This is a genomic window from Synechococcus sp. CBW1006 (genome assembly GCF_015840525.1).
In the GTDB taxonomy this organism is placed as follows: domain Bacteria; phylum Cyanobacteriota; class Cyanobacteriia; order PCC-6307; family Cyanobiaceae; genus CBW1002.
In genome coordinates, this window is sequence record NZ_CP060396.1 from 668,587 (window position 1) to 686,925 (window position 18,339).

An 18,339-nucleotide genomic window follows, 5' to 3' on the forward strand; every position below is an offset into this window, starting at 1 on the left:
GCATCAGAGCAGTTGAGACTTTTTTTTGAGCCACTCCAGCTCCATCTGCAGCCGTCCGATCTGCTGGAACAGCTCCGCCTCCTTGGCCTGCCCCTCCTCCTTGTCCTTGGTCTTCTTGCCTCGGGTGAAGAGCTCGCTGGCACCGTCCAGGAGCTGCCGCTTCCACTGGCTCACCTGGATCGGGTGGATGGCGTGGTCGGCGGCGATCTCCTGGATCGTCTTGCGGCCACTGATCGCCTCCATGGCGACCCTGGCCTTGAACTCGGGGCTGTGGGTGCGGCGCTTGCTCATCGGTGGGAGCCCCTTTCAGGGGCGGTACCCCGCCTCAGAGGTTAACGATGGGGCCTGTCCAGAAAAGCCAGACCACCTCAATCTTTGGAGGCCTGACCCCGAAAGCAAACGTAGGGTCTCCTGAAAAATCCAGATCCATTGCGCCGCAGCTGGTCTCAAGCATGAGAAACCGCTAAAGTAGCCGTGAATCAGGCAATCCGTGATTGCCTTTACTCCTGATCGCTCAATATGTACCGGAGGCACAATAACGGTCAGATCTCAATCAAGGAGTTCCACCTGCCATTTGGCGGCACACTTGATCCCGAGAATCGCTGGGTTCAACTGGAGGGGCTGATCCCATGGGATGAGCTGGAAGAAACCTATGCCCCTCAATTCAGCGCCACAATTGGCGCTCCAGCCAAATCAGTGAGAATGGCCTTTGGTGCTCTCTACATCAAACAGAAGTTAGGGCTCACCGACGAAGAGACAGTCCATCAGATCAGAGAGAACGCCTATATTCAGTTCTTTCTCGGCTTTGCGGGCTACACAGCCAAGGCACCGTTTGATGCCTCGATGATGGTGCACTTTCGCAAGCGTTTCTCTGACGAGGATCTGCGCCTTATCAACGAGCTGGTGGTGCAGCGCGGCAAAGAGATCCTTCTGGAAGCACTTGCTCAGGCAGCAGACGATGACGACCATGATGATCGTGATTCCAGTGGAGGAGGCGCTCAGCTAGAACTTGATGCGTTGATCAAGCCTGCTGACTGGCCAGAAGGAAAGAATTGGGGCACTCTCACGATTGATGCCAGTTGCACTCCAGCCGACATCACCTATCCCAGAGACCTCAAGCTCCTCAACGAGGCTCGCACAACGACCGAGCGAGTCATTGATGATCTGTGCAGTCAGTCATCGGGATTCAGGAGACATCGACCTCGCTACGACCGTGGCCTTGCTCGTGCTCATTTCCTGAGAGTGGCGAAGCAAAAACGACCACGTCGCCGCAAAGTGAAGGCTGCCATTAAACATCAGCTTGGCTATGTGCGGCAGAATCTCAAGGCCATTGATGCTCTGATCGGCTGCGGGGCAAGGCTTTCCGAGCTTAAGAGGCATTGGTGGCAGAAGTTGTTGGCCTGCAGCGAGTTGGAGCGGCAACAGGGCCTTCTGCTCGCCTCGCAGACCAACAGCATTCCAGACCGCCTAGTGAATCTTGTGCAGACCCATATCCGCCCAATGGTGCGAGGCAAAGCACGTGCTGCGGTGGAGTTTGGAGCCAAAGTCAGTGTTTCGGTTCAAAACGGCTTTCCGTTCCTGCACCGCATAAGCTGGAACCCCTACAACGAAGGAGAAGACCTGATCGCTCAGGCGGAAAAATACAAGCTGGATACAGGATCTTACCCAGAGCGCATCTGCGCCGACCGGATTTATATCACGGCCAAGAATAGGCATTTCTGCACGAGGAACGGTATTCGCCTCTCCGGCAAGCGATTGGGTCGCCCGCCCAAGGATCCTGATGTCACCACTGCACACAAGCACCAGCTCCGATCTGATCAAGCTCGACGCAATGAAGTGGAAGGCGTCTTTGGCTCTGGAAAGCGCAAGTATTCCCTGGATCTGATCATGGCTCGTCTACCAGCTGGTGCCGAATCCTCCATCTCGATGGCCTTTGTCGTGATGTGCGCGGAAAAGGTCTTGAGGCTGCTGCGCCTCCTTTTTGTCCTTCTTTTTGGGTGGATCTACAGCTTTTTTATGGCCTGGTCAGCGATCAGAGCGCCTGAGGGCATCTGCAGGCCAGGCTTTTGAGATCTGGCCGACTTGATGTCACCGCGCTTGCCAGCCTGATTAACGCGAAGCAAACGGACGAATCCGGCGCCGATGGGCCGAGAATCTTTTTCAGGAGTCCCTACCTGCCGGCAGTTGCTCCAGGTGGCTGATGGCCTCTGGACGTTTCTGGAGATCAAGGGCATCGAACCCACCAACAATGCTGCAGAGCGAGCCCTGCGCCATTCGGTGATTCAGCGCAAGATCAGCCATGGCGTCCAATCCCGCCAGGGTGCGATCTGCCGCAGCAGGCTGCTCACGGTCACCACCAGCCTGCGGCAACAGGGCCGTGATATCTGGCAGTTCCTGGAGCAGGCCTTGATCGCCCATCATCGCGGCGGTGAGATGCCATCGCTGTTGCCGAATCCCTGAGCCGGCCGTCATCGATCGTGGTGTCTGTGGTTGCTCGTTGATCAGCGATCAAGGGTGGAATGCTGCGCTGCTGCGTAACGGCCCCTGAACGGATACCAAGATTTTTAGCGGGTGCCTCACCGTCGCCACGATGTTTGGTGCCAAAGCCAGTAGACTTCGACAGGAGACTAGCTGTCGAGTCCTTTCCCATTCTCCACTCTCTTTGCTTCTGATCATCACCCAAGCAGCCTCATGGAAATGCATATGCATTCTCACATCACCGCAAAGTCTCTTCACCAAGGAATTATCAACGAATAGATCACCCATGATCCTTCTTATTGTCTTGCCCCCGCACTTTGGGACATGAAGGTAATACACTTGCCTAGGGCTGGCTGTCATCAAATCTTGACTTGAAAGTCTCATTTCTGCTTTGCTAGCAGATCCAACTCTATCAACATGTCCTTTATGGTCGCTGAATCTCTATTTAAGGGCCTCCTGAGAAAGGGCAGAGCGGCTGTGCCGCAGTGTATCTTAGGTGGGCGCCCTTTCTTGGACAGGTTTGCTCCCTGACATCGTTAACACTAGGAGCCTGTCGCGCATAGATCAGCGTCCAGCCTCCCTACAGACGCCCATAAATCTGCCCAGATCCCAGTGACTGCAATAGATCTGGACGAGAGAATGGGGCATGCAGAAACGCAAGACCTTTCGCCCCTGGCAGCCGGATCAGACCACCTTGCTGCCTCCCTCGCCGCGTGAGTGGCTGGCCGATGACCATCAGGTGTATTTCCTGCTGGACCTGGTGGATGAGCTGGATCTCTCGGAGATCCTGATTCCCGCTCAGGCCAAGGATCCCCGCGGAGAGAAGGGATTCGATCCACGCATGATGACGATGCTGCTGCTTTACGCCTACTGCGTGGGCATCGTCTCCTCCAGGAAGATCGAGCGGGCCTGCTACGAGGATCTGGCTTTCCGCGTGCTGACCGGCAACCAGCAGCCGGACCACAGCCGAATCAGCGAGTTCCGCCGGCGCAACCTCGATGCCCTCAGGCTGATCAGGGCCTGTTTATCGGTTCGGAGAGCAGCTTTTATCGGGTGTTGCACCAGGCGGGACAGTGCCACCGCCGTGGACGGTCCCGGCTGCCGCAGGAACAGCGCTCCGTACCGCGCCTCAGGGCGGATGGGCCAAACCAGGTTTGGAGCTGGGACATCACCTATCTGCCGACCACAGGATAGCGCCCCTTCGAGTGGTGTAACTCAGGAGGTCCTGTGACCCTTTCAGGAGGGTGATCAGGAGCAGTCAGGGGATGACTGCTTGGGAGCTGATTGCGCAGCTCCATCGTTCCACTATGAACCCTGATCGCTGAATGTGCAACTCAGCGATCGAGGGGATTCGTGTAGATCGAGGAAGGAGTTGGTGCGTTTCAGCTCATCCGAGCCGATGTCTACGAGAAGGCCCGCCAGGCTCATCCAAGACGCTGGAGCCGATCCACTCGCTGCTGGCGCCAACCCGAAGACGTGTGGATCAACAAGCCACCAGAGGAACCAGATCCGATCCTCGCGCTACCCTTAATCGAGGCCGCCTGAATGGCAGCCAAGGAGTGACACCTTCCCTGAAAGTCACCGTTAGCGGCTATAAGATGTATACTGCAGGCTCAATAATCGCTAGCTATAAAATGAGCCTAAGCGTTGCAGGCGTCCGGCTTAAGTTGCGCCCTTATGCGAAGGCAAAGAAATGGAACAAGTGTTTTTGTATCGGCTCTCACAAGACAGGTACTACAACAATGAACGCGCTCATGAATCTTTTAGGCTATGATTGCGCACCTGAACTGGAGATGGCGATGTCAACCTCAGAACAGCTTCAGCATGGATTGTATCAAGAATTATTCGAAAAGATTAGGCAATACGACTTCTTCCAGGATTCACCATTTTCAGACGGTCTAACATGGGTTGCGCTAGACTCAGCCTTTCCTGGGAGTAAGTTTATTTATACATATAGAGATCCTGAATCTTGGTTTGAGTCTCTAGTCAGATTTCAAGCAAAGAATATCGGAAAAGCAGTGGGCGAAGTGTCCCCTAAGGACATCGCGGATTTCTCTTTCTTGAGGAGTGGTTTCCTAAAAACAAAGACCGAATATTTCTGGCTTGCAAGGGTCGACGATAGACTGCAAAGAGTTGTGCACGACTGGTCTCTGCTTTATGATAAGAAACACTATATCCACCTTTATATAGAGAGGCGAGATCAGATCTTGAAGTATTTTCAAAGAAGAGAGCAAGACCTCCTCGTGATTGATCTGACCAAAGAGGATTCGGTCAAGCCTATAGCAGACTTTCTTGAGCTGCCCTGTTTTGTCAATTTCTCTATCCCTGCTTTCAACGCGACAGACGAGGCTGACAATAATTACTGTGTCAATGTGCTTGACTCGCGGCTTGCCGAGATCCTCTTGGGCAAATAGTTCTTCCTCTTTTGAAGTATCTGTACTCGTCGCAGTTCTGCAAAGGCTTTGGGGCACCTGCCAAGCCATTTCGAATGGCATTGGGTGCCCTGATCATCAGGGCTCGCATGGCGATCACAGACGAGGAGCTGGTTGAGCAACTCAAGGAAAATCCGTACCTGCAATTCTTCATTGGATTAGAAGCGTTCCAGTTCTCAGCACCGTTCGATCCATCGATGATGGTCTATTTCCGGAAGCGCCTGCCGGAGTCAGTGATCAACGACTGCAACGAACGGATCGTGCGCCATGGGCTGCATGTGATCCAGGCCGCAGATGCCGACGATGATCAAGGTGCAGACAAAGGTGACGGTTCTTCCACGGGACATGGCAGCAATGATCACACGTCTATGCCATCGGCCAACCAAGGCACACTCTTGATTGACGCCACATGCGCACCGGTTGACATCCGCTATCCGACTGATTTATCTCTGCTCAATAAAGCCAGAGAAGTTACAGAAAAACTGATTGATGCGATGCATCAGCCGATCAGAGAGGCGTTTGGCCAGAAGCCACGTACGCATCGAAAGAAAGCCCGTCAGCAGTTTTTGGCAGTGGCAAAGAAGAAGCGCCCTCGCATCAGCAAGATTCGAAGAGCGATCAAGCAGCAGCTCGGCCATCTTCAACGGAATCTTGGCAGTATTGATGCCCTGATCGCTTGCAGTGCCTGCCTTTTGGCCGCAGGAAGACACTGGTATCACAAACTCTTGGTGGTCAGCGAGCTGGTTCGCCAGCAGAAGATTCTCTACCACTCAGACAGCAGAAGCATCCCCAATCGGATCGTGAGCCTCTTCCAGGCTCACATCAGGCCCATAGTTCGTGGCAAAGCCAGATGGTATCCGTTCAGGGGCCGTGACGCAGCAGCGCAGCATTCCACCCTTGATCGCTGATCAACGAGCAACCACAGACACCACGATCGATGACGGCCGGCTCAGGGATTCGGCAACAGCGATGGCATCTCACCGCCGCGATGATGGGCGATCAAGGCCTGCTCCAGGAACTGCCAGATATCACGGCCCTGTTGCCGCAGGCTGGTGGTGACCGTGAGCAGCCTGCTGCGGCAGATCGCACCCTGGCGGGATTGGACGCCATGGCTGATCTTGCGCTGAATCACCGAATGGCGCAGGGCACGCTCGGCTGCGTTGTTGGTGGGCTCGATCCCTTCAATCTCCAGGAAGGTCCAGAGGCCATCGCTCACTTGCAGCAACTGATGGCAGGTACGCACCGTCTTGGCCCACGGCGTTCGCTCGCCGCGCTGGCAGCCCAGCTCCACAACCCGCTGCAGCGTGCCCACAAACGCCTGGCGGATCGGCCGACAGCCCTGCTGCAACGTGGACCAGTCGATCGTTCCGTCTTTGTAGCGGTGCCACTGGGCAAACAGCTGCTGCTGCAGGCCCAGCAGCTCCGCTCCAATCTCACCGCTGGCGCCCTGACGGTCAGCGATGGCGGTGAGATCGCGGATCACGTGCGCCCAGCACAGCTGGCGCTGCTCCAGCGGGAGATGGTTGTAGGCGGAGAAGCGATCGCTCACCACAATTCCGCCAAAGGCATTCCCGAGCAGGTCGATCGCGGCGGCAGCCGAGCGGCTCAGGCTCTGCAAGAACACTGTCACCCCCATGGCGGTCACCATGACCCACTCCCAGCCGCGCCGGCCATCGGGGTTGCCCCCATCGGCATTACCGGTGGGGGCACCGGTTTCATCGACATAGACCACCGACTGCTGACGGGCAAACGCAAGGGCCTCCTGCATGGGCTGCTCCAGTGCTGCACTCAAGCGCTGGCGGATAGTGGCCATCGCTCCCCGGCTGATCTGTACCCCCAGCAGCTGATCCAGCAGCGCCTGGGTCTTGCTGAAACTCAACGGGAAGGCACTACCCAGCAGACCCACCAGAGCACTGAGCCGGGGACCGTAATGGCTTACTTCCACCTCCGCCGGTAACGAGGCACAGGTGCTGGTGGAACAGCAGGGGCAGACCAGGCGGTGCAGCCGGTGCTCGATCACCAGAGGCGTGATCGGTGGAATCTCGATCACCTGGTGCCTCAAGGGCTCGGGATCCTGACCCTGTAGCAACGTGCCGCAGCGGCGGCAGGCCTGGGGGTGGTGCTCGACCACCTCATCCACCCGCTCGATCGGCAGCAGCTCCGGCCCAGATCCGGGATGGCCCGGCTGGCCGCCGCGCTTGCGGACACTGCCCTTGCGTCGTTCGGGCGGCCTAAACCCCTGGCCATCACTGGAGGGAGGCTTGGAAGAATTGCGGGAGCTGCGGCCGATCCGCTCGCGCAGATGGGCCAGTTCGGTCGCCAGGGCGGTGAGCTGGACGCGGAGCTGCACCATCTCCTCCTGTTGAGCCAGGATGAACTCCCTGGCACCAGCTGGCCACGACAACCAGTCCACCTCGGAAATGCCAGCAGGAGGGGCGCCCATCTCAAGCAGTCTCTGCCTGAGATGCAAACGGGAATCAGGACGCCGTCAAGGGTTCAGCAGAGACGATGTTCGCCGCGTGCTGTCCCGACCCCTGAATGCTTACGCCAGATGTAATGTCGAATTCGGAGCCAAGATCTCAATTTCAGTTACGGGTGATGGATTCACCTACCTAGATCGCCTGAGCTACGATCCCTACAATGAAGGAGAAGATCTAAAGGCTCAAGCAAGAGCCTATCGCCGTCGTCATGGTCATTATCCAGAAGTGATCTGTGCCGATCAGATCTATCGGACTCGAGCGAACCGCGCTTTCTGTCAGCGTCATGGGATTCGCCTGAGTGGACCTCGCCTTGGTCGGCCCAAGAGCGATCCTAAGCTTGTGGCAGAAGAGAAGAGACAGTGTCTTGATGATCAACGGCAACGTAACGCGGTAGAAGGCAAAATCGGACAGGGGAAGCGGCGATTTGGATTGGGTTTGATTCGTGAGAAGCTCGCTGCCACCCAAGGATCAGCCATTGCATTGGCTGTACTGGTAATGAACCTCGAGAAGCTGCTGGGGCTTCTTTTGGTTCTTTTTGCCTTCTTGTTTCAGCTACTGATCGGCACTGAATCCATCCGAAGAGGCGAGGAGCGGCTCCTGAGCAATCAACCGGCTGCAGCCTGAGCAACACTCAGTGTTGGGCCGGGGCCTCCCCACTTTGCTGACCTGGGGCTGGTTCTTACTTTCTCAGGAGGCCCTAAGTAGGGACTCCTGAAAAATCCAGATCCATTGCGCCGCAGCTTGTCTCAAGCATGAGAAACCGCTAAAGTGGCCGTGAATCAGGCAATCCGTGATTGCCTTTACTCCTGATCGTTCCAAATGTACCGGAGGCACAATAACGGTCAGATCTCAATCAAGGAGTTCCACCTGCCATTTGGCGGCACACTTGATCCCGAGAACCGCTGGGTTCAACTGGAGGGGCTGATCCCATGGGATGAGCTGGAAGAAACCTATGCCACTCAATTCAGCTCCACAATTGGCGCTCCAGCCAAATCAGTGAGGATGGCCTTTGGTGCTCTCTACATCAAGCAGAAGTTAGGGCTCACCGACGAGGAGACTGTCCATCAGATCAGAGAGAACGCCTATGTGCAGTTCTTTCTCGGCTTTGCGGGCTACACAGCCAAAGCACCGTTTGATGCCTCGATGATGGTGCACTTTCGCAAACGCTTTTCTGATGAGGATCTGCGCCGTATCAATGAGCTGGTAGTGCAGCGCGGCAAAGAGATCCTTCTGGAAGCACTTGCTCAGGCAGCAGACGATGACGACCATGATGATCGTGATTCGAGTGGAGGAGGCGCTCAGCTAGAACTTGATGCGTTGATCAAGCCTGCTGACTGGCCAGAAGGAAAGAATTGGGGCACTCTCACGATTGATGCCAGTTGCACTCCTGCCGACATCACCTATCCCAGAGACCTCAAGCTCCTCAACGAGGCTCGCACAACGACCGAGCGAGTCATTGATAATCTGTGCAGTCAGTCATCGGGATTCAGGAGACATCGACCGCGCTACGACCGTGGCCTTGCTCGTGCTCATTTCCTCAGAGTCGCGAAGCAGAAACGGCCACGCCGACGCAAGGTGAAGGCTTCCATTAAACATCAGCTTGGCTATGTGCGCCAGAATCTCAAGGCTATTGACGCTCTGATCGACTGTGGGGCAAGGCTTTCCGAGCTCAAGAGGCATTGGTGGCAGAAGTTACTGGCCTGCAGCGAGCTGGAGCGGCAGCAGAGCCTTCTGCTCGACTCTCGGACCAACAGCATTCCAGATCGCCTGGTGAATCTTGTGCAGACCCATATCCGCCCAATGGTGCGAGGCAAGGCACGTGCTGCGGTGGAGTTTGGTGCCAAGATCAGCGTTTCGGTTCAAAACGGCTTTCCGTTCTTGCACCGCATCAGCTGGAACCCCTACAACGAAGGAGAAGACCTGATCGCTCAGGCGGAAAAATACAAGCTGGATACAGGATCATACCCAGAGCGCATCTGCGCCGACCGGATTTACATCACGGCCAAGAATAGGCATTTCTGCACGAGGAACGGCATTCGCCTCTCCGGCAAGCGATTGGGCCGCCCGCCCAAGGATCCTGATGTCACTACTACACACAAGCAGCAGCTCCGATCTGATCAAGCACGACGCAATGAAGTGGAAGGCGTCTTTGGCTCTGGAAAGCGCAAGTATTCGCTGGATCTGATCAAGGCTCGTCTACCAGCTGGTGCCGAATCCTCCATCTCGATGGCCTTTGTCGTGATGTGCGCGGAGAAGGTCTTGAGGCTGCTGCGCCTCTTTTTTGTCGTTCTTTTTGGGTGGATCTACAGCTTTCTTATGGCCTGGTCAGCGATCAGAGCGCCTGAGGGCATCTGCAAGCCAGCCTTTTGAGATCTGGCCCACTTGATGTCACCGCGCTTGCCGGCCTGATTAACGCGAAGCAAACGGACGAATCCGGCGCCGATGGGCCGAGAATCTTTTTCAGGAGTCCCTAAGTAGGCACCCAATTTAAATTCTAAACATCCAGCGCGATCATAGGCGACTTCGTAGCACCATCATATCTATACGAATACAATTGATCAAGATTGCGAGCATCGCAATGAATAGGGCTAGCCTTGCGCAGCGTTCTCGCAGTATCAGCACGAATCTCGATTAAACTCTGGGCAAATTGAAACATCTCTAGAGCTTTCAAGGTTTCAACAAGAAACAAAATAAATCCTTCGTCGGGAAATTCGTTGATTCTGCGACTATAGAGATACTCTCCGCTTAAACACATCTCCAGAAAGTCTGCGGCCAAAACAATCGTCGCCTTGGCCTCCAGAACAGTCAATCCATCTACAATTCGCTTTACCTCTAAAGGATCTTTGTAGGGATATCTCTTTAGTCGGCGCTGCCATTGCGAATAAATAGCAACTATATGGGCGGAGTCCGGCGCAAGTCTACTAATACTTGCGGCAACAGTCTTGCTGAACTCATTGTCTCCTCTAAGGGGAGAGGCTTGCAACAAAGAATGCATTAGCCCTGCGCAGATTATTTCAGTACTCACTCCGTGCCAAGCAAGAATTGAGGCCGCACCAATAAGATGATTCACGAATGGTCGACCACAGGGTCTGTACCCACCATTCATAAATACAGTAGACAGCTCACAACACCTATCAATTCTTAGTCTCTCAATTTCCGTGAGGCCTAAACTCATAGCAAGAGCAAAAAGTTCGCTTCTTGAATTGGCCACATCACTTGCCTTGATCTTAGCGACGAATGCCCTTGACTCAGGTACTACGCCCTCTGTATTCAAAATCTGTCCCATTCGCTGATGGCGCTTGACAAAGCCACGGATACCCTCAAAGCAGTGTCCATCATCGACGAGATGCCAATATTCACAAAACTTGACCAGTGAGTGATCGGCCTTGGCTGGGTCCCATCGTTCAACAAAATATTTTCTATCCTGAATTCGAAGAGGTTGATAAGCACAGTAAGTGACAACTGACTTTGGCTCAAAATATGTCGCCATGCCATGCTTTTTGGCCATCAATGATGCATGTATATGCTCATGCACAGCGTAAATTCCATCAAAAAAGACATCAACAGTCTTTGCAAACTTAGTGCGCATAAAGAGGCAGTGATACTCGCCAAAGTCAACCTCTTCTCTCAAAAGATGAGGCGCATGCTTTGAAAACGAAGAGCTTGAGAGCCTATGCTCCTCGTACAGGGATCTTGTGTGACCCAATCCTTGATACGACAGCCTTCCTCCTGCCATATGAATAGTATCGGTGGATGGGTCTCTGCCAATTAAATAAAGCGGGGCAACTATTGCTGCACTTGTGACCTCAGCGCAATCAATCAGATGTTCAATCCATCCCTCTGAAGGAATAACATCATTGTCAATAAATATCACATACTTTGATTTGATTCTTCCTATTACTCTTTTCCTGATCTGATTGGGCCACTTTCTTGTCTTGAAGTAGATTGCCTCGAGAACTCCCTCTTTATTGTACGGTTTTATCTGCTCCCGAACATATTTGGGCGTTGCACCATCTGCAAAAATCAGCTTGCAGCCTGGGGGCAGCGTCTTCAATGTCTCGATGATTGATCTGAGCGTGGTTTCATAGCGCTCTCTTACAGTCATAATCAATGTAACCCGCTCCATGAGCCGACGAAAAATATGCTGTTGCCTATACTATCTCGCCTGATCGGTTTTGCGCTTCCCTCGCTCGTTGGTATGCGTTCAGGGGTCGGGACGCCCCACCGCACGAATGCAAGCCTGATCGCTCACCGCTGAGCGATCAGAGACTCTTCCTTGTCCTTTCTTCTGCCTTCAGGGATCGCTCAGCAGTGACGGCATCACCCCATCGCGGTGATGGGCGATCCAGGCCTGCTCCAGGAACTCCCAGACATCCCGCCCCTGTTGCCTGGTATGCGTTCAGGGGTCGGGACGCCCCACCGCACGAATGCAAGCCTGATCGCTCACCGCTGAGCGATCAGAGACTCTTCCTTGTCCTTTCTTCTGCCTTCAGGGATCGCTCAGCAGTGACGGCATCACCCCATCGCGGTGATGGGCGATCCAGGCCTGCTCCAGGAACTCCCAGACATCCCGCCCCTGTTGCCTGAGGGTAGTGGTGACCGTGAGCAGGCGGCTCCGGCAGATCGCACCTTGGCGGGATTGGACTCCTTGACTGATCTTGCGCTGAATCACCGATTGGCGCAGGGCACGTTCTGCGGCGTTGTTGGTGGGCTCTATTCCCTCGTTCTCCAGGAAGGTCCACAACCCACCTGTCACCTTCTGGAGCTGCTGGCACGTGCGCACTGTGCTGGCCCAAGGCGTTCGCTCGCCGCGCTGGTAGCCGAGCTCTACTACCCGCTGCAGCGTGGTCTCAAAGGTCTGGCGGATCGGCCGGCAGCTTTGCTGCAAGGCGGGCCAGTCAATCTTTCCCTCCTTGTAGCGGTGCCAGTGGCCAAACAGCTGCTGCTGCAGGCCCAGCAGCTGGGCTCCGAATTCAGCGCTGGCGCCCGGGCGTTCGGCGATGGCCGTCAGGTCGCGGATCAGGTGCGCCCAGCACAGCTGGCGCTGCTTGGTGGGCAGGTGGTTGTAGGCCGAGAAGCGATCGCTCACCACAATCCCGCCAAAGGCGTTCCCCAGCAGCTCGATGGCAGCGGTCGTCGATCGACTCAGCCCTTGCACAAATACCGTCACCACGGCGGTGACCATGACCCACTGCCAGCCCCGCTTTCCAGTGGGATTGTTGCCGTCGGCATTGCCGGTGGGGGCGCCAGTTTCATCTACGTAGGCCACCGGCTGCACGCGGGCAAAAGCAAGGGCCTCCTGCATGGGCTGCTCCAGTGCTGCACTCAAGCGCTGGCGGACCCGTGCAATCGCGCCGCGGCTCATCTCCACTCCTACCAGCTGCTGGAGCAGGGCCTGGGTCTTGCTGAAACTCAACGGAAAGGCACTGCCCAGCAGGCCCACCAGTGCACTGAGCCTTGGGCCGTAGTGACTGGCCTCCACATCCGCCGGCAACGAGGCGCAGGTGCTGGTGGAACAGCAGGGGCAGACCAGGCGATGCAGCCGGTGCTCGATCACCAGCGGGGTAATCGGCGGGATCTCGATCACCTGATGGCGCAGGGGATCGAGATCCTCTCCCTGGAGCAAGGTGCCACAGCGGCGGCAGGCATCAGGGTGGTGATCCACCACCTGATCCACCCGCTCGATCGACAGCAGCTCTGGTCCGGATCCGGGATGGCCCTGCTGGCCGCCCCGCTTGCGGCCACTGCCCTTGCGCCGTTCTGGCGGCTTAAAACCCAGACCATCACTGGAGGGAGGTTTGGATGAGTTGCGAGAGCTGCGTCCGATCCGCTCACGCAGGTTTGCCAACTCGGTGGCCAAGGAGGTGAGTTGGCCGCGCAACAGCTCGATCTCCTGCTGCTGGGCGTTGATCAGCGCTCTGACGCTGGCGGGAGTTTCCAGCCAGTCGGCTTCTGGAATTCCAGCCGGATGTGCGGTCATCACAGGCGGGTCTCTACCTGAGATGCAACCGGAAATCAAGCTGTCGTCAAGGGTTCAGCAGGGCCGATGTTCGCCGCGAGCTGTCACGCCCCCTGAACGGATACGCTCGTTGATTGTTGCAATTATGCTTACTTACGCCTAGTGTGCCGTCCCGGAGATTTGCGAGCAAAGTCGCTTGAGCTTCTCCAGGATTGAATCTGCTGTCGCCGTCCAGTTGAACGGGGCCTTGGTCTTGTTGTAGGCCGCCACGAACTGCTCGATCTTGGCGATCAGCTCCTACCGCTTCGCGGAAGCCTGCGGCTAGACGCTGGAGAAGCTGCCGCGCCGGATCGCCCGCTGGGTGATGATCCCGAACCAGCGCTCCACCTGGTTCAGCCAGGAGGCGTAGGTGGGTGTGTAGTGAACGTGGAAGCGGGGCCGTTGTGCCAGCCAGGCCCTCACCTTGGCGTGCTTATGCGTGCAGTAGTTGTCCACGATCAGGTGGACATCAAGGTCCTCGGGGACGGACGTCTCGATCTGCCGCAGGAAGCCCAGGAACTCCTGATGCCGGTGCCGGGTCGTGCACTGGCTGATCACCTCACCGGTGGCCACGTCCAAGGCGGCGAACAGGGTGGTGGTGCCGTGGCGGATGTAGTCATGGGTGACGCCCTCGACGTAACCGAGGCCCATGGGCAGCAGCGGCTGAGTCCTGTCCAGAGCCTGGATCTGCGTCTTCTCGTCAACGCAGAGCACCATCGCCTTGTCAGGTGGATTCAGATAGAGGCCACTGATCGCCTCCATGGCGACCCTGGCCTTGAACTCGGGGCTGTGGGTACGGCGCTTGCTCATCGGTGGGAGCCCCTTTCAGGGGCGGTGCCCCGCCTCAGAGGTTAACGATGGGACCTGTCCAGAAAAGCCAGACCACCTCAAACTGCAACGTCATGCTCCGTCGAATCGGCACTGGTAACGCTGGAGCAGGCGCCCATAGACCAAGCCATGGTCATGACCACCGCAACGGGGACATCGGAAGCTATGGGGCTCAGCCATCACGAATACAAGTGACAGTTACTGCACGTCGTAGGGCAGCAGCGAATCCACACCCCATCCACCGCTTCGCCAGGATTGAAGCATCGCACTTCCACCATGCTGCTGCCCTGCCCTCTCTGTCCCCTGTCTGCCGCCAGGATCGCCGGGCTGCGGGCCACGGTGCTGCTGCTGCTCACCCTGCTGATCAAGGCCAGGATTCAGATCAAGGCGGCGTCGGCTCTGGGGGTGTTCCTGCTGGCCCTGCAGACGCTGGTGTTCCTGGTCGCCAGTGGCGCCCTGGGGGTGGCAGCCCTTGCTGCTGGAGTCGTTGCCTTCAGCCGGCGGCAAGCCCAGGCGGTGTGACGCGGTTGCCTCCTCACATTCAGTTGCTGCGGATCCGCCGTTGAGCAGAATCACCCCATGGAGCTCCGTGCCGATCTGAGCCAACGGGTGATGCTGGACACCACCAGCCTCCCCTGGACACCATCACCCCTGGCCGGAGTCGAGCGGCGCCTGCTCGATCGCCTTGGCGGCGAGGTGGCCCGCGCCACCTCAATCGTGCGCTACGCCCCCGGCAGCCACTTCGATCGCCACAGCCACGGCGGTGGCGAGGAGATTCTGGTGCTGCAGGGTACCTTCTCCGACGAGGCCGGCGACCATCCGGTCGGCACGTACCTGCGCAACCCCGCCGGCTCCAGCCATGCGCCCTTCAGCGCAGAGGGCTGCACGCTGCTGGTCAAGCTGCACCAGATGCACCCGGCCGATCAGCAGACCGTGGGGATCGCCACCCCCAGCCGCGACTGGCTGCCTGGCCTGGTGCCGGGGCTGGAGGTGATGCCCTTGCACGCCTACGGCTCGGAGCATGTGGCCCTGGTTCGCTGGGCGCCCGGCACGGTGTTCCAACCGCACGGCCATCCTGGTGGCGAGGAAATCCTGGTGCTGGAGGGCGTGTTTCAGGACGAACAGGGCACCTATCCGGCCGGCAGCTGGCTGCGCAATCCACCGGGCAGTGCGCATCGGCCCTGGAGTGACTCGGGCTGCACCATCTGGGTGAAGACAGGCCACCTGCCAGCCACCGTGGGACCGGACGGAGCCGCAGCCTGAGCGCCACCCTCAGTCGACGAAGCGTTGGTACAGCCAGCGGACGAAGCCGCCCACCACAGGCACCGGCGCAAAGGTCGGCCCCACGAAGTCGAAGTAGTCACGGTGGTCGATGATCTTGCCGGCGTCGTTCAGGTACAGGCGGGTTGTGCCGGGATAGATGAATTCGATGCCCTTGATCATCAGGCCCATCTCCCATTCGATGAACGCGGTCTTGCCCTGAATCGCGATCGCCCCTGCTGTGAGGTAAACGTCATCGCAGCGTTTCACCAGACCCTGCTGAGCCTCGATATACGACGCGATCCCCTGGCGCTCCTGGGTGGGGTCCTGAAAGTGCACATCATCGTCATAGAGGGCGCGCCATTGATCTTCTGCCGGGGCTGGTGTGCCGTAGGGCTTGGTGAACAGGGCTCGCAGGCTGGCTTCATCCATGGTGTTGCGTACGCGCAGGTGGTGGAGGCAAGAACCGGGGCCGGTATCAGCGGCCGAGGGGGGTGGTCAGCTGTTGGAGCAGGGATGCGTTGAGCTCGTTTTCACACGTGAGCCAGAGGATCGGCAGGATGCTGCCCCCCTGACTCCGCTGGGCCGAGCGCTCACACACTGAATGGCGGACGCTTCTCCAGCGCTCCAGCGGCAGGCTGCCGCCCAGCAGGGGCAACAGACGTTGATCGGCCTGGTCCCGCTCCTGCCAGAGACAGGCTGCCATCTCCTGGGTGTTGCCGTTGCAGTCGGGACGGAAGGGGAAGGCCTGGCGCCGCTGGATGGATTGCTGCAGGGTCTCCTGCTGCAGCGTCTCCTTCTGCTGCGGCGTGGTGAGCGGTTGCGCCCACCCAGCCAGTCCTGAGAACAGTGCGAAAGCGGCGATCAAACTGCCCGTTCGGTTGGCCCATGCCATGGGATCGTCCTGCCTCTGCCCTTGAGTCTGGCCCGGTGTGTGCTGGGGAAAGTTCTCCGCACAGCCGATCACCCGCGGCTTGTCCACGCCGAGAGCTGCATCGCCTGGGCCTTGTAAAAGGCCGGGTTTGCCAAGGCTATCCGGCGACAACCTGGTTGACGGGTCGCCAGGTCCTCCTCGTCGATGAAGCTGAGATCGAGCGGATGGGCGCCGCTGGTGGCGGTCTGAATCACGGTCTGCAGCCCCGCTGCCTGGGATCCTTCTGCAGCGGCAGGGCGATCAGGTTGCCGAAGCCGCCTTTCGGCAGGGTGTCCTGGTTGGGGAACAACCGGTCGTAGGAGCTCAACTACAGCTGACGCGTGGCATTGCAGGTGTGGCTGATCAGGGCCGCCCCCGGCTGGCGAGTCTCCAGCGCTGCCGGCACCGCCAGCTCCCGGCACGAGCGCAGAAAGGCCCGGGCGTCGTCACGCCAGTCCTGCTCGTCAAAGTCGACGGCCAGCAGGTGGCAATGGTCGTTGTCCAGCAGGGGGTAGAGGCCGATGGTGTGGTCTCCGGCCAGATGGCCGTAGATCGCTGCATCGCTCAGGGGCAGCAGCTCGCGGTGGTTGCAGTCGCGGCAGGAGATCCGTGGCTTCTCGCAGATGCCTGGCCGCCACTCATTGGCGCAGGCCGGTGCATAGCCCGAGCGCCCGCTGCTGTTGCTCTTCCAGCGCAGGGCATGCACGTCGTCGCTACCGCGGAACAGGCGCCGGAACAGCGCCACCTTCTCCTGCGTGGAACCGGGACCGTTGGCAGGTGCTGCCTCCAAAATCGGCACGGGTTCTGTTGGGGCAGGTCCGCCGGATCTCCAGGCGATGCCGTGGGCCTCCAGCAGCTCAATCAAGCGAGCGTTCTCCCGGCGCAGCTGATCCAGATCAGAGGGCATGGAGCCAGCCATAGGGCTTCAGCGCTGATCGGCCTGGCGGTAGACAGCATTGCGCTCCCGCTTGCCCACCGCCACAACCAGCACCAGCACCTCGTGGTCACGCACCTCGTAGACCAGGCGGAAGCCGGCGGAGCGGAGCTTGATCTTGTACCGATCACTGGAGTCCCGCAGCTTGCTGGCGGGAATTCGCGGGACAACCAGCCGCTCAGCCAGCTTCTTTTTGAACTGCTCGCGAATCCCCGCGCTCAGCTGTCGCCATTCACGCAGATCCTCGGGATGAAACGCCAGTTCAAAGGGCATCGAGGCTGACCCGCACCGGCTCCTGGCCGTCCGTCAGCCGGGCATCGGCGAGGCGACCCAGCTCCAGGTCGTCCACCAGATCCATCAGCTCTTCGTAGGCCCTGGCCGGCACGCAGTAGAAGGCCGGCTCGTTGCGGTTCAGCACTGCGACGGCCATCCCCTCTCCGGCTGCCACGGTGGCCATGGGGTTTTTCTTGTGCTCCGAGATGCTTACTGCTGTCTCAGCGAGAACGCGGTGGACCATCAGCGGAGCAGGAAGGCAATGCACCACATTCTAGGTCTCCAGTCAGGTCTCTGGACAGGTCGCTAGGCGGGTCTGGATCGAATGGGTGGCGCCCGGCTGATCTCCAGCGATTCTGGAGACCGTCCTGGGACATTTTTTCCCTGTTATTGCAGCGTCAGGCGATCGGTCGTTGATGCTGAAGCGGCTTGCCCTGATCACCTCCGGGCATGATGTTGGGCCGAATTCAGTTGGCAACCTCCGCCCAGTCGTGATTCCGGACGATCCAGTGCTGGGCGGACCATGAGTTCACCCCGCGCAGATGAATGCCTGACCAATCAATGGCGCAGTCGCGAGAGAAGCTTTGTGAGAAGGTCGATGTCACCCCTTGGCACTGCCGGTCATTGCCAAGCTCCGACTGGACTCCTGCCAGCCGATGGGAGAGAGGCCGCACGCTTGATCTTCGGCGCTTTTCAGTTCTTGACTAAAAGCGGGTGACCGGACTCGAACCGGCGACGTTCAG

At 58.0% G+C, this 18,339-nt stretch carries 17 protein-coding genes and 3 pseudogenes; 9 read left to right on the forward strand and 11 right to left on the reverse strand.

Features of this window, described 5'->3' with window-relative positions:
• Nucleotides 1-3 precede the first annotated feature (3 nt).
• Nucleotides 4-291, reverse strand: coding sequence for a transposase (locus tag H8F26_RS19175; protein WP_231597691.1), 288 nt, complete (start codon nucleotides 289-291; stop codon nucleotides 4-6).
• Between the two features lie 228 nt (nucleotides 292-519).
• Here H8F26_RS19175 and H8F26_RS03160 point away from each other — a divergent pair, with 228 nt between their 5' ends.
• The 5 genes and pseudogenes from H8F26_RS03160 to H8F26_RS03180 form a co-directional block, all read left to right on the forward strand.
• The gene (locus tag H8F26_RS03160) at nucleotides 520-2,070 is read left to right on the forward strand and encodes an IS5 family transposase (RefSeq protein WP_197157398.1); all 1,551 of its coding nucleotides are present in this window, start codon (nucleotides 520-522) and stop codon (nucleotides 2,068-2,070) included.
• Between the two features lie 72 nt (nucleotides 2,071-2,142).
• On the forward strand, nucleotides 2,143-2,460 hold the full coding sequence (locus tag H8F26_RS03165; RefSeq protein WP_197157400.1) for a transposase: 318 nt from the start codon (nucleotides 2,143-2,145) through the stop codon (nucleotides 2,458-2,460).
• A 712-nt stretch (nucleotides 2,461-3,172) separates the two neighbouring features.
• A complete protein-coding gene (locus tag H8F26_RS20050) occupies nucleotides 3,173-3,709 on the forward strand; it encodes a transposase (RefSeq protein WP_197157402.1) in 537 nt (178 codons plus the stop codon).
• Between the two features lie 328 nt (nucleotides 3,710-4,037).
• Entirely contained in the window at nucleotides 4,038-4,892 is an 855-nt protein-coding gene (locus H8F26_RS03175; protein ID WP_197157404.1) for a sulfotransferase, read from the forward strand.
• A gap of 11 nt (nucleotides 4,893-4,903) precedes the next feature.
• Nucleotides 4,904-5,761, forward strand: a pseudogene (locus H8F26_RS03180) (transposase); the annotation flags it as partial.
• A 98-nt stretch (nucleotides 5,762-5,859) separates the two neighbouring features.
• On the opposite strand, the gene H8F26_RS03185 reads toward H8F26_RS03180, so the two are convergent.
• Nucleotides 5,860-7,353, reverse strand: coding sequence for an IS66 family transposase (locus H8F26_RS03185; RefSeq protein ID WP_197155527.1), 1,494 nt, complete (start codon nucleotides 7,351-7,353; stop codon nucleotides 5,860-5,862).
• Nucleotides 7,354-7,459: 106 nt separating this feature from the next.
• Here H8F26_RS03185 and H8F26_RS03190 point away from each other — a divergent pair.
• Nucleotides 7,460-7,931: pseudogene (locus H8F26_RS03190) on the forward strand (transposase); the annotation flags it as partial.
• 278 nt (nucleotides 7,932-8,209) lie between these two features.
• Nucleotides 8,210-9,760 (forward strand): IS5 family transposase, encoded by a 1,551-nt coding sequence (locus tag H8F26_RS03195; RefSeq protein ID WP_197154850.1) that lies wholly within the window; start codon nucleotides 8,210-8,212, stop codon nucleotides 9,758-9,760.
• A gap of 124 nt (nucleotides 9,761-9,884) precedes the next feature.
• Here H8F26_RS03195 and H8F26_RS03200 read toward each other — a convergent pair whose 3' ends face one another.
• From H8F26_RS03200 to H8F26_RS03210, 3 genes and pseudogenes are all read right to left on the reverse strand, one after another.
• Complete coding sequence (locus tag H8F26_RS03200; RefSeq protein ID WP_231605435.1) at nucleotides 9,885-11,444, reverse strand: glycosyltransferase; 1,560 nt, start codon at nucleotides 11,442-11,444, stop codon at nucleotides 9,885-9,887.
• Between the two features lie 435 nt (nucleotides 11,445-11,879).
• Nucleotides 11,880-13,370, reverse strand: a complete 1,491-nt coding sequence (locus H8F26_RS03205) for an IS66 family transposase (protein ID WP_197153750.1) — start codon at nucleotides 13,368-13,370, stop codon at nucleotides 11,880-11,882.
• A gap of 138 nt (nucleotides 13,371-13,508) precedes the next feature.
• Nucleotides 13,509-14,141: pseudogene (locus H8F26_RS03210) on the reverse strand (IS630 family transposase); the annotation flags it as partial.
• Nucleotides 14,142-14,492: 351 nt separating this feature from the next.
• Here H8F26_RS03210 and H8F26_RS03215 point away from each other — a divergent pair.
• Together H8F26_RS03215 and H8F26_RS03220 are read left to right on the forward strand one after the other, a co-directional pair.
• Nucleotides 14,493-14,738, forward strand: a complete 246-nt coding sequence (locus tag H8F26_RS03215; RefSeq protein WP_197157408.1) for a hypothetical protein — start codon at nucleotides 14,493-14,495, stop codon at nucleotides 14,736-14,738.
• Nucleotides 14,739-14,795: 57 nt separating this feature from the next.
• Complete coding sequence (locus H8F26_RS03220) at nucleotides 14,796-15,479, forward strand: cupin domain-containing protein (protein WP_197157410.1); 684 nt, start codon at nucleotides 14,796-14,798, stop codon at nucleotides 15,477-15,479.
• 9 nt (nucleotides 15,480-15,488) lie between these two features.
• Here the strand turns inward: H8F26_RS03220 and H8F26_RS03225 are convergent, their stop codons facing one another.
• The 6 genes from H8F26_RS03225 to H8F26_RS03250 form a co-directional block, all read right to left on the reverse strand.
• On the reverse strand, nucleotides 15,489-15,908 hold the full coding sequence (locus H8F26_RS03225; RefSeq protein ID WP_197157412.1) for a nuclear transport factor 2 family protein: 420 nt from the start codon (nucleotides 15,906-15,908) through the stop codon (nucleotides 15,489-15,491).
• A 46-nt stretch (nucleotides 15,909-15,954) separates the two neighbouring features.
• Entirely contained in the window at nucleotides 15,955-16,371 is a 417-nt protein-coding gene (locus tag H8F26_RS03230) for a lysozyme inhibitor LprI family protein (protein ID WP_197157413.1), read from the reverse strand.
• 68 nt (nucleotides 16,372-16,439) lie between these two features.
• Entirely contained in the window at nucleotides 16,440-16,604 is a 165-nt protein-coding gene (locus H8F26_RS03235) for a hypothetical protein (protein WP_197157415.1), read from the reverse strand.
• A gap of 113 nt (nucleotides 16,605-16,717) precedes the next feature.
• The gene (locus tag H8F26_RS03240; protein ID WP_197157417.1) at nucleotides 16,718-17,296 is read right to left on the reverse strand and encodes a hypothetical protein; all 579 of its coding nucleotides are present in this window, start codon (nucleotides 17,294-17,296) and stop codon (nucleotides 16,718-16,720) included.
• 18 nt (nucleotides 17,297-17,314) lie between these two features.
• Nucleotides 17,315-17,596 (reverse strand): type II toxin-antitoxin system RelE/ParE family toxin, encoded by a 282-nt coding sequence (locus H8F26_RS03245; RefSeq protein WP_197157419.1) that lies wholly within the window; start codon nucleotides 17,594-17,596, stop codon nucleotides 17,315-17,317.
• Complete coding sequence (locus H8F26_RS03250; protein ID WP_197157421.1) at nucleotides 17,586-17,840, reverse strand: type II toxin-antitoxin system Phd/YefM family antitoxin; 255 nt, start codon at nucleotides 17,838-17,840, stop codon at nucleotides 17,586-17,588. The genes H8F26_RS03245 and H8F26_RS03250 overlap by 11 nt, the downstream gene beginning before the upstream one ends.
• Between the last annotated feature and the right edge of the window lie 499 nt (nucleotides 17,841-18,339).

Coding starts and splice junctions, on each gene's coding strand:
- H8F26_RS03165 (WP_197157400.1), top strand. CDS start 2,143: ATGGGCCGAGAATCTTTTTCAGGAGTCCCTACCTGCCGGCAGTTGCTC.
- H8F26_RS03245 (WP_197157419.1), bottom strand. CDS start 17,596: ATGCCCTTTGAACTGGCGTTTCATCCCGAGGATCTGCGTGAATGGCGA.
- H8F26_RS03230 (WP_197157413.1), bottom strand. CDS start 16,371: ATGGCATGGGCCAACCGAACGGGCAGTTTGATCGCCGCTTTCGCACTG.
- H8F26_RS03205 (WP_197153750.1), bottom strand. CDS start 13,370: ATGACCGCACATCCGGCTGGAATTCCAGAAGCCGACTGGCTGGAAACT.
- H8F26_RS03195 (WP_197154850.1), top strand. CDS start 8,210: ATGTACCGGAGGCACAATAACGGTCAGATCTCAATCAAGGAGTTCCAC.
- H8F26_RS03220 (WP_197157410.1), top strand. CDS start 14,796: ATGGAGCTCCGTGCCGATCTGAGCCAACGGGTGATGCTGGACACCACC.
- H8F26_RS03215 (WP_197157408.1), top strand. CDS start 14,493: ATGCTGCTGCCCTGCCCTCTCTGTCCCCTGTCTGCCGCCAGGATCGCC.
- H8F26_RS03160 (WP_197157398.1), top strand. CDS start 520: ATGTACCGGAGGCACAATAACGGTCAGATCTCAATCAAGGAGTTCCAC.
- H8F26_RS19175 (WP_231597691.1), bottom strand. CDS start 291: ATGAGCAAGCGCCGCACCCACAGCCCCGAGTTCAAGGCCAGGGTCGCC.
- H8F26_RS03185 (WP_197155527.1), bottom strand. CDS start 7,353: ATGGGCGCCCCTCCTGCTGGCATTTCCGAGGTGGACTGGTTGTCGTGG.
- H8F26_RS03250 (WP_197157421.1), bottom strand. CDS start 17,840: ATGGTCCACCGCGTTCTCGCTGAGACAGCAGTAAGCATCTCGGAGCAC.
- H8F26_RS03240 (WP_197157417.1), bottom strand. CDS start 17,296: ATGCCCTCTGATCTGGATCAGCTGCGCCGGGAGAACGCTCGCTTGATT.
- H8F26_RS03225 (WP_197157412.1), bottom strand. CDS start 15,908: ATGGATGAAGCCAGCCTGCGAGCCCTGTTCACCAAGCCCTACGGCACA.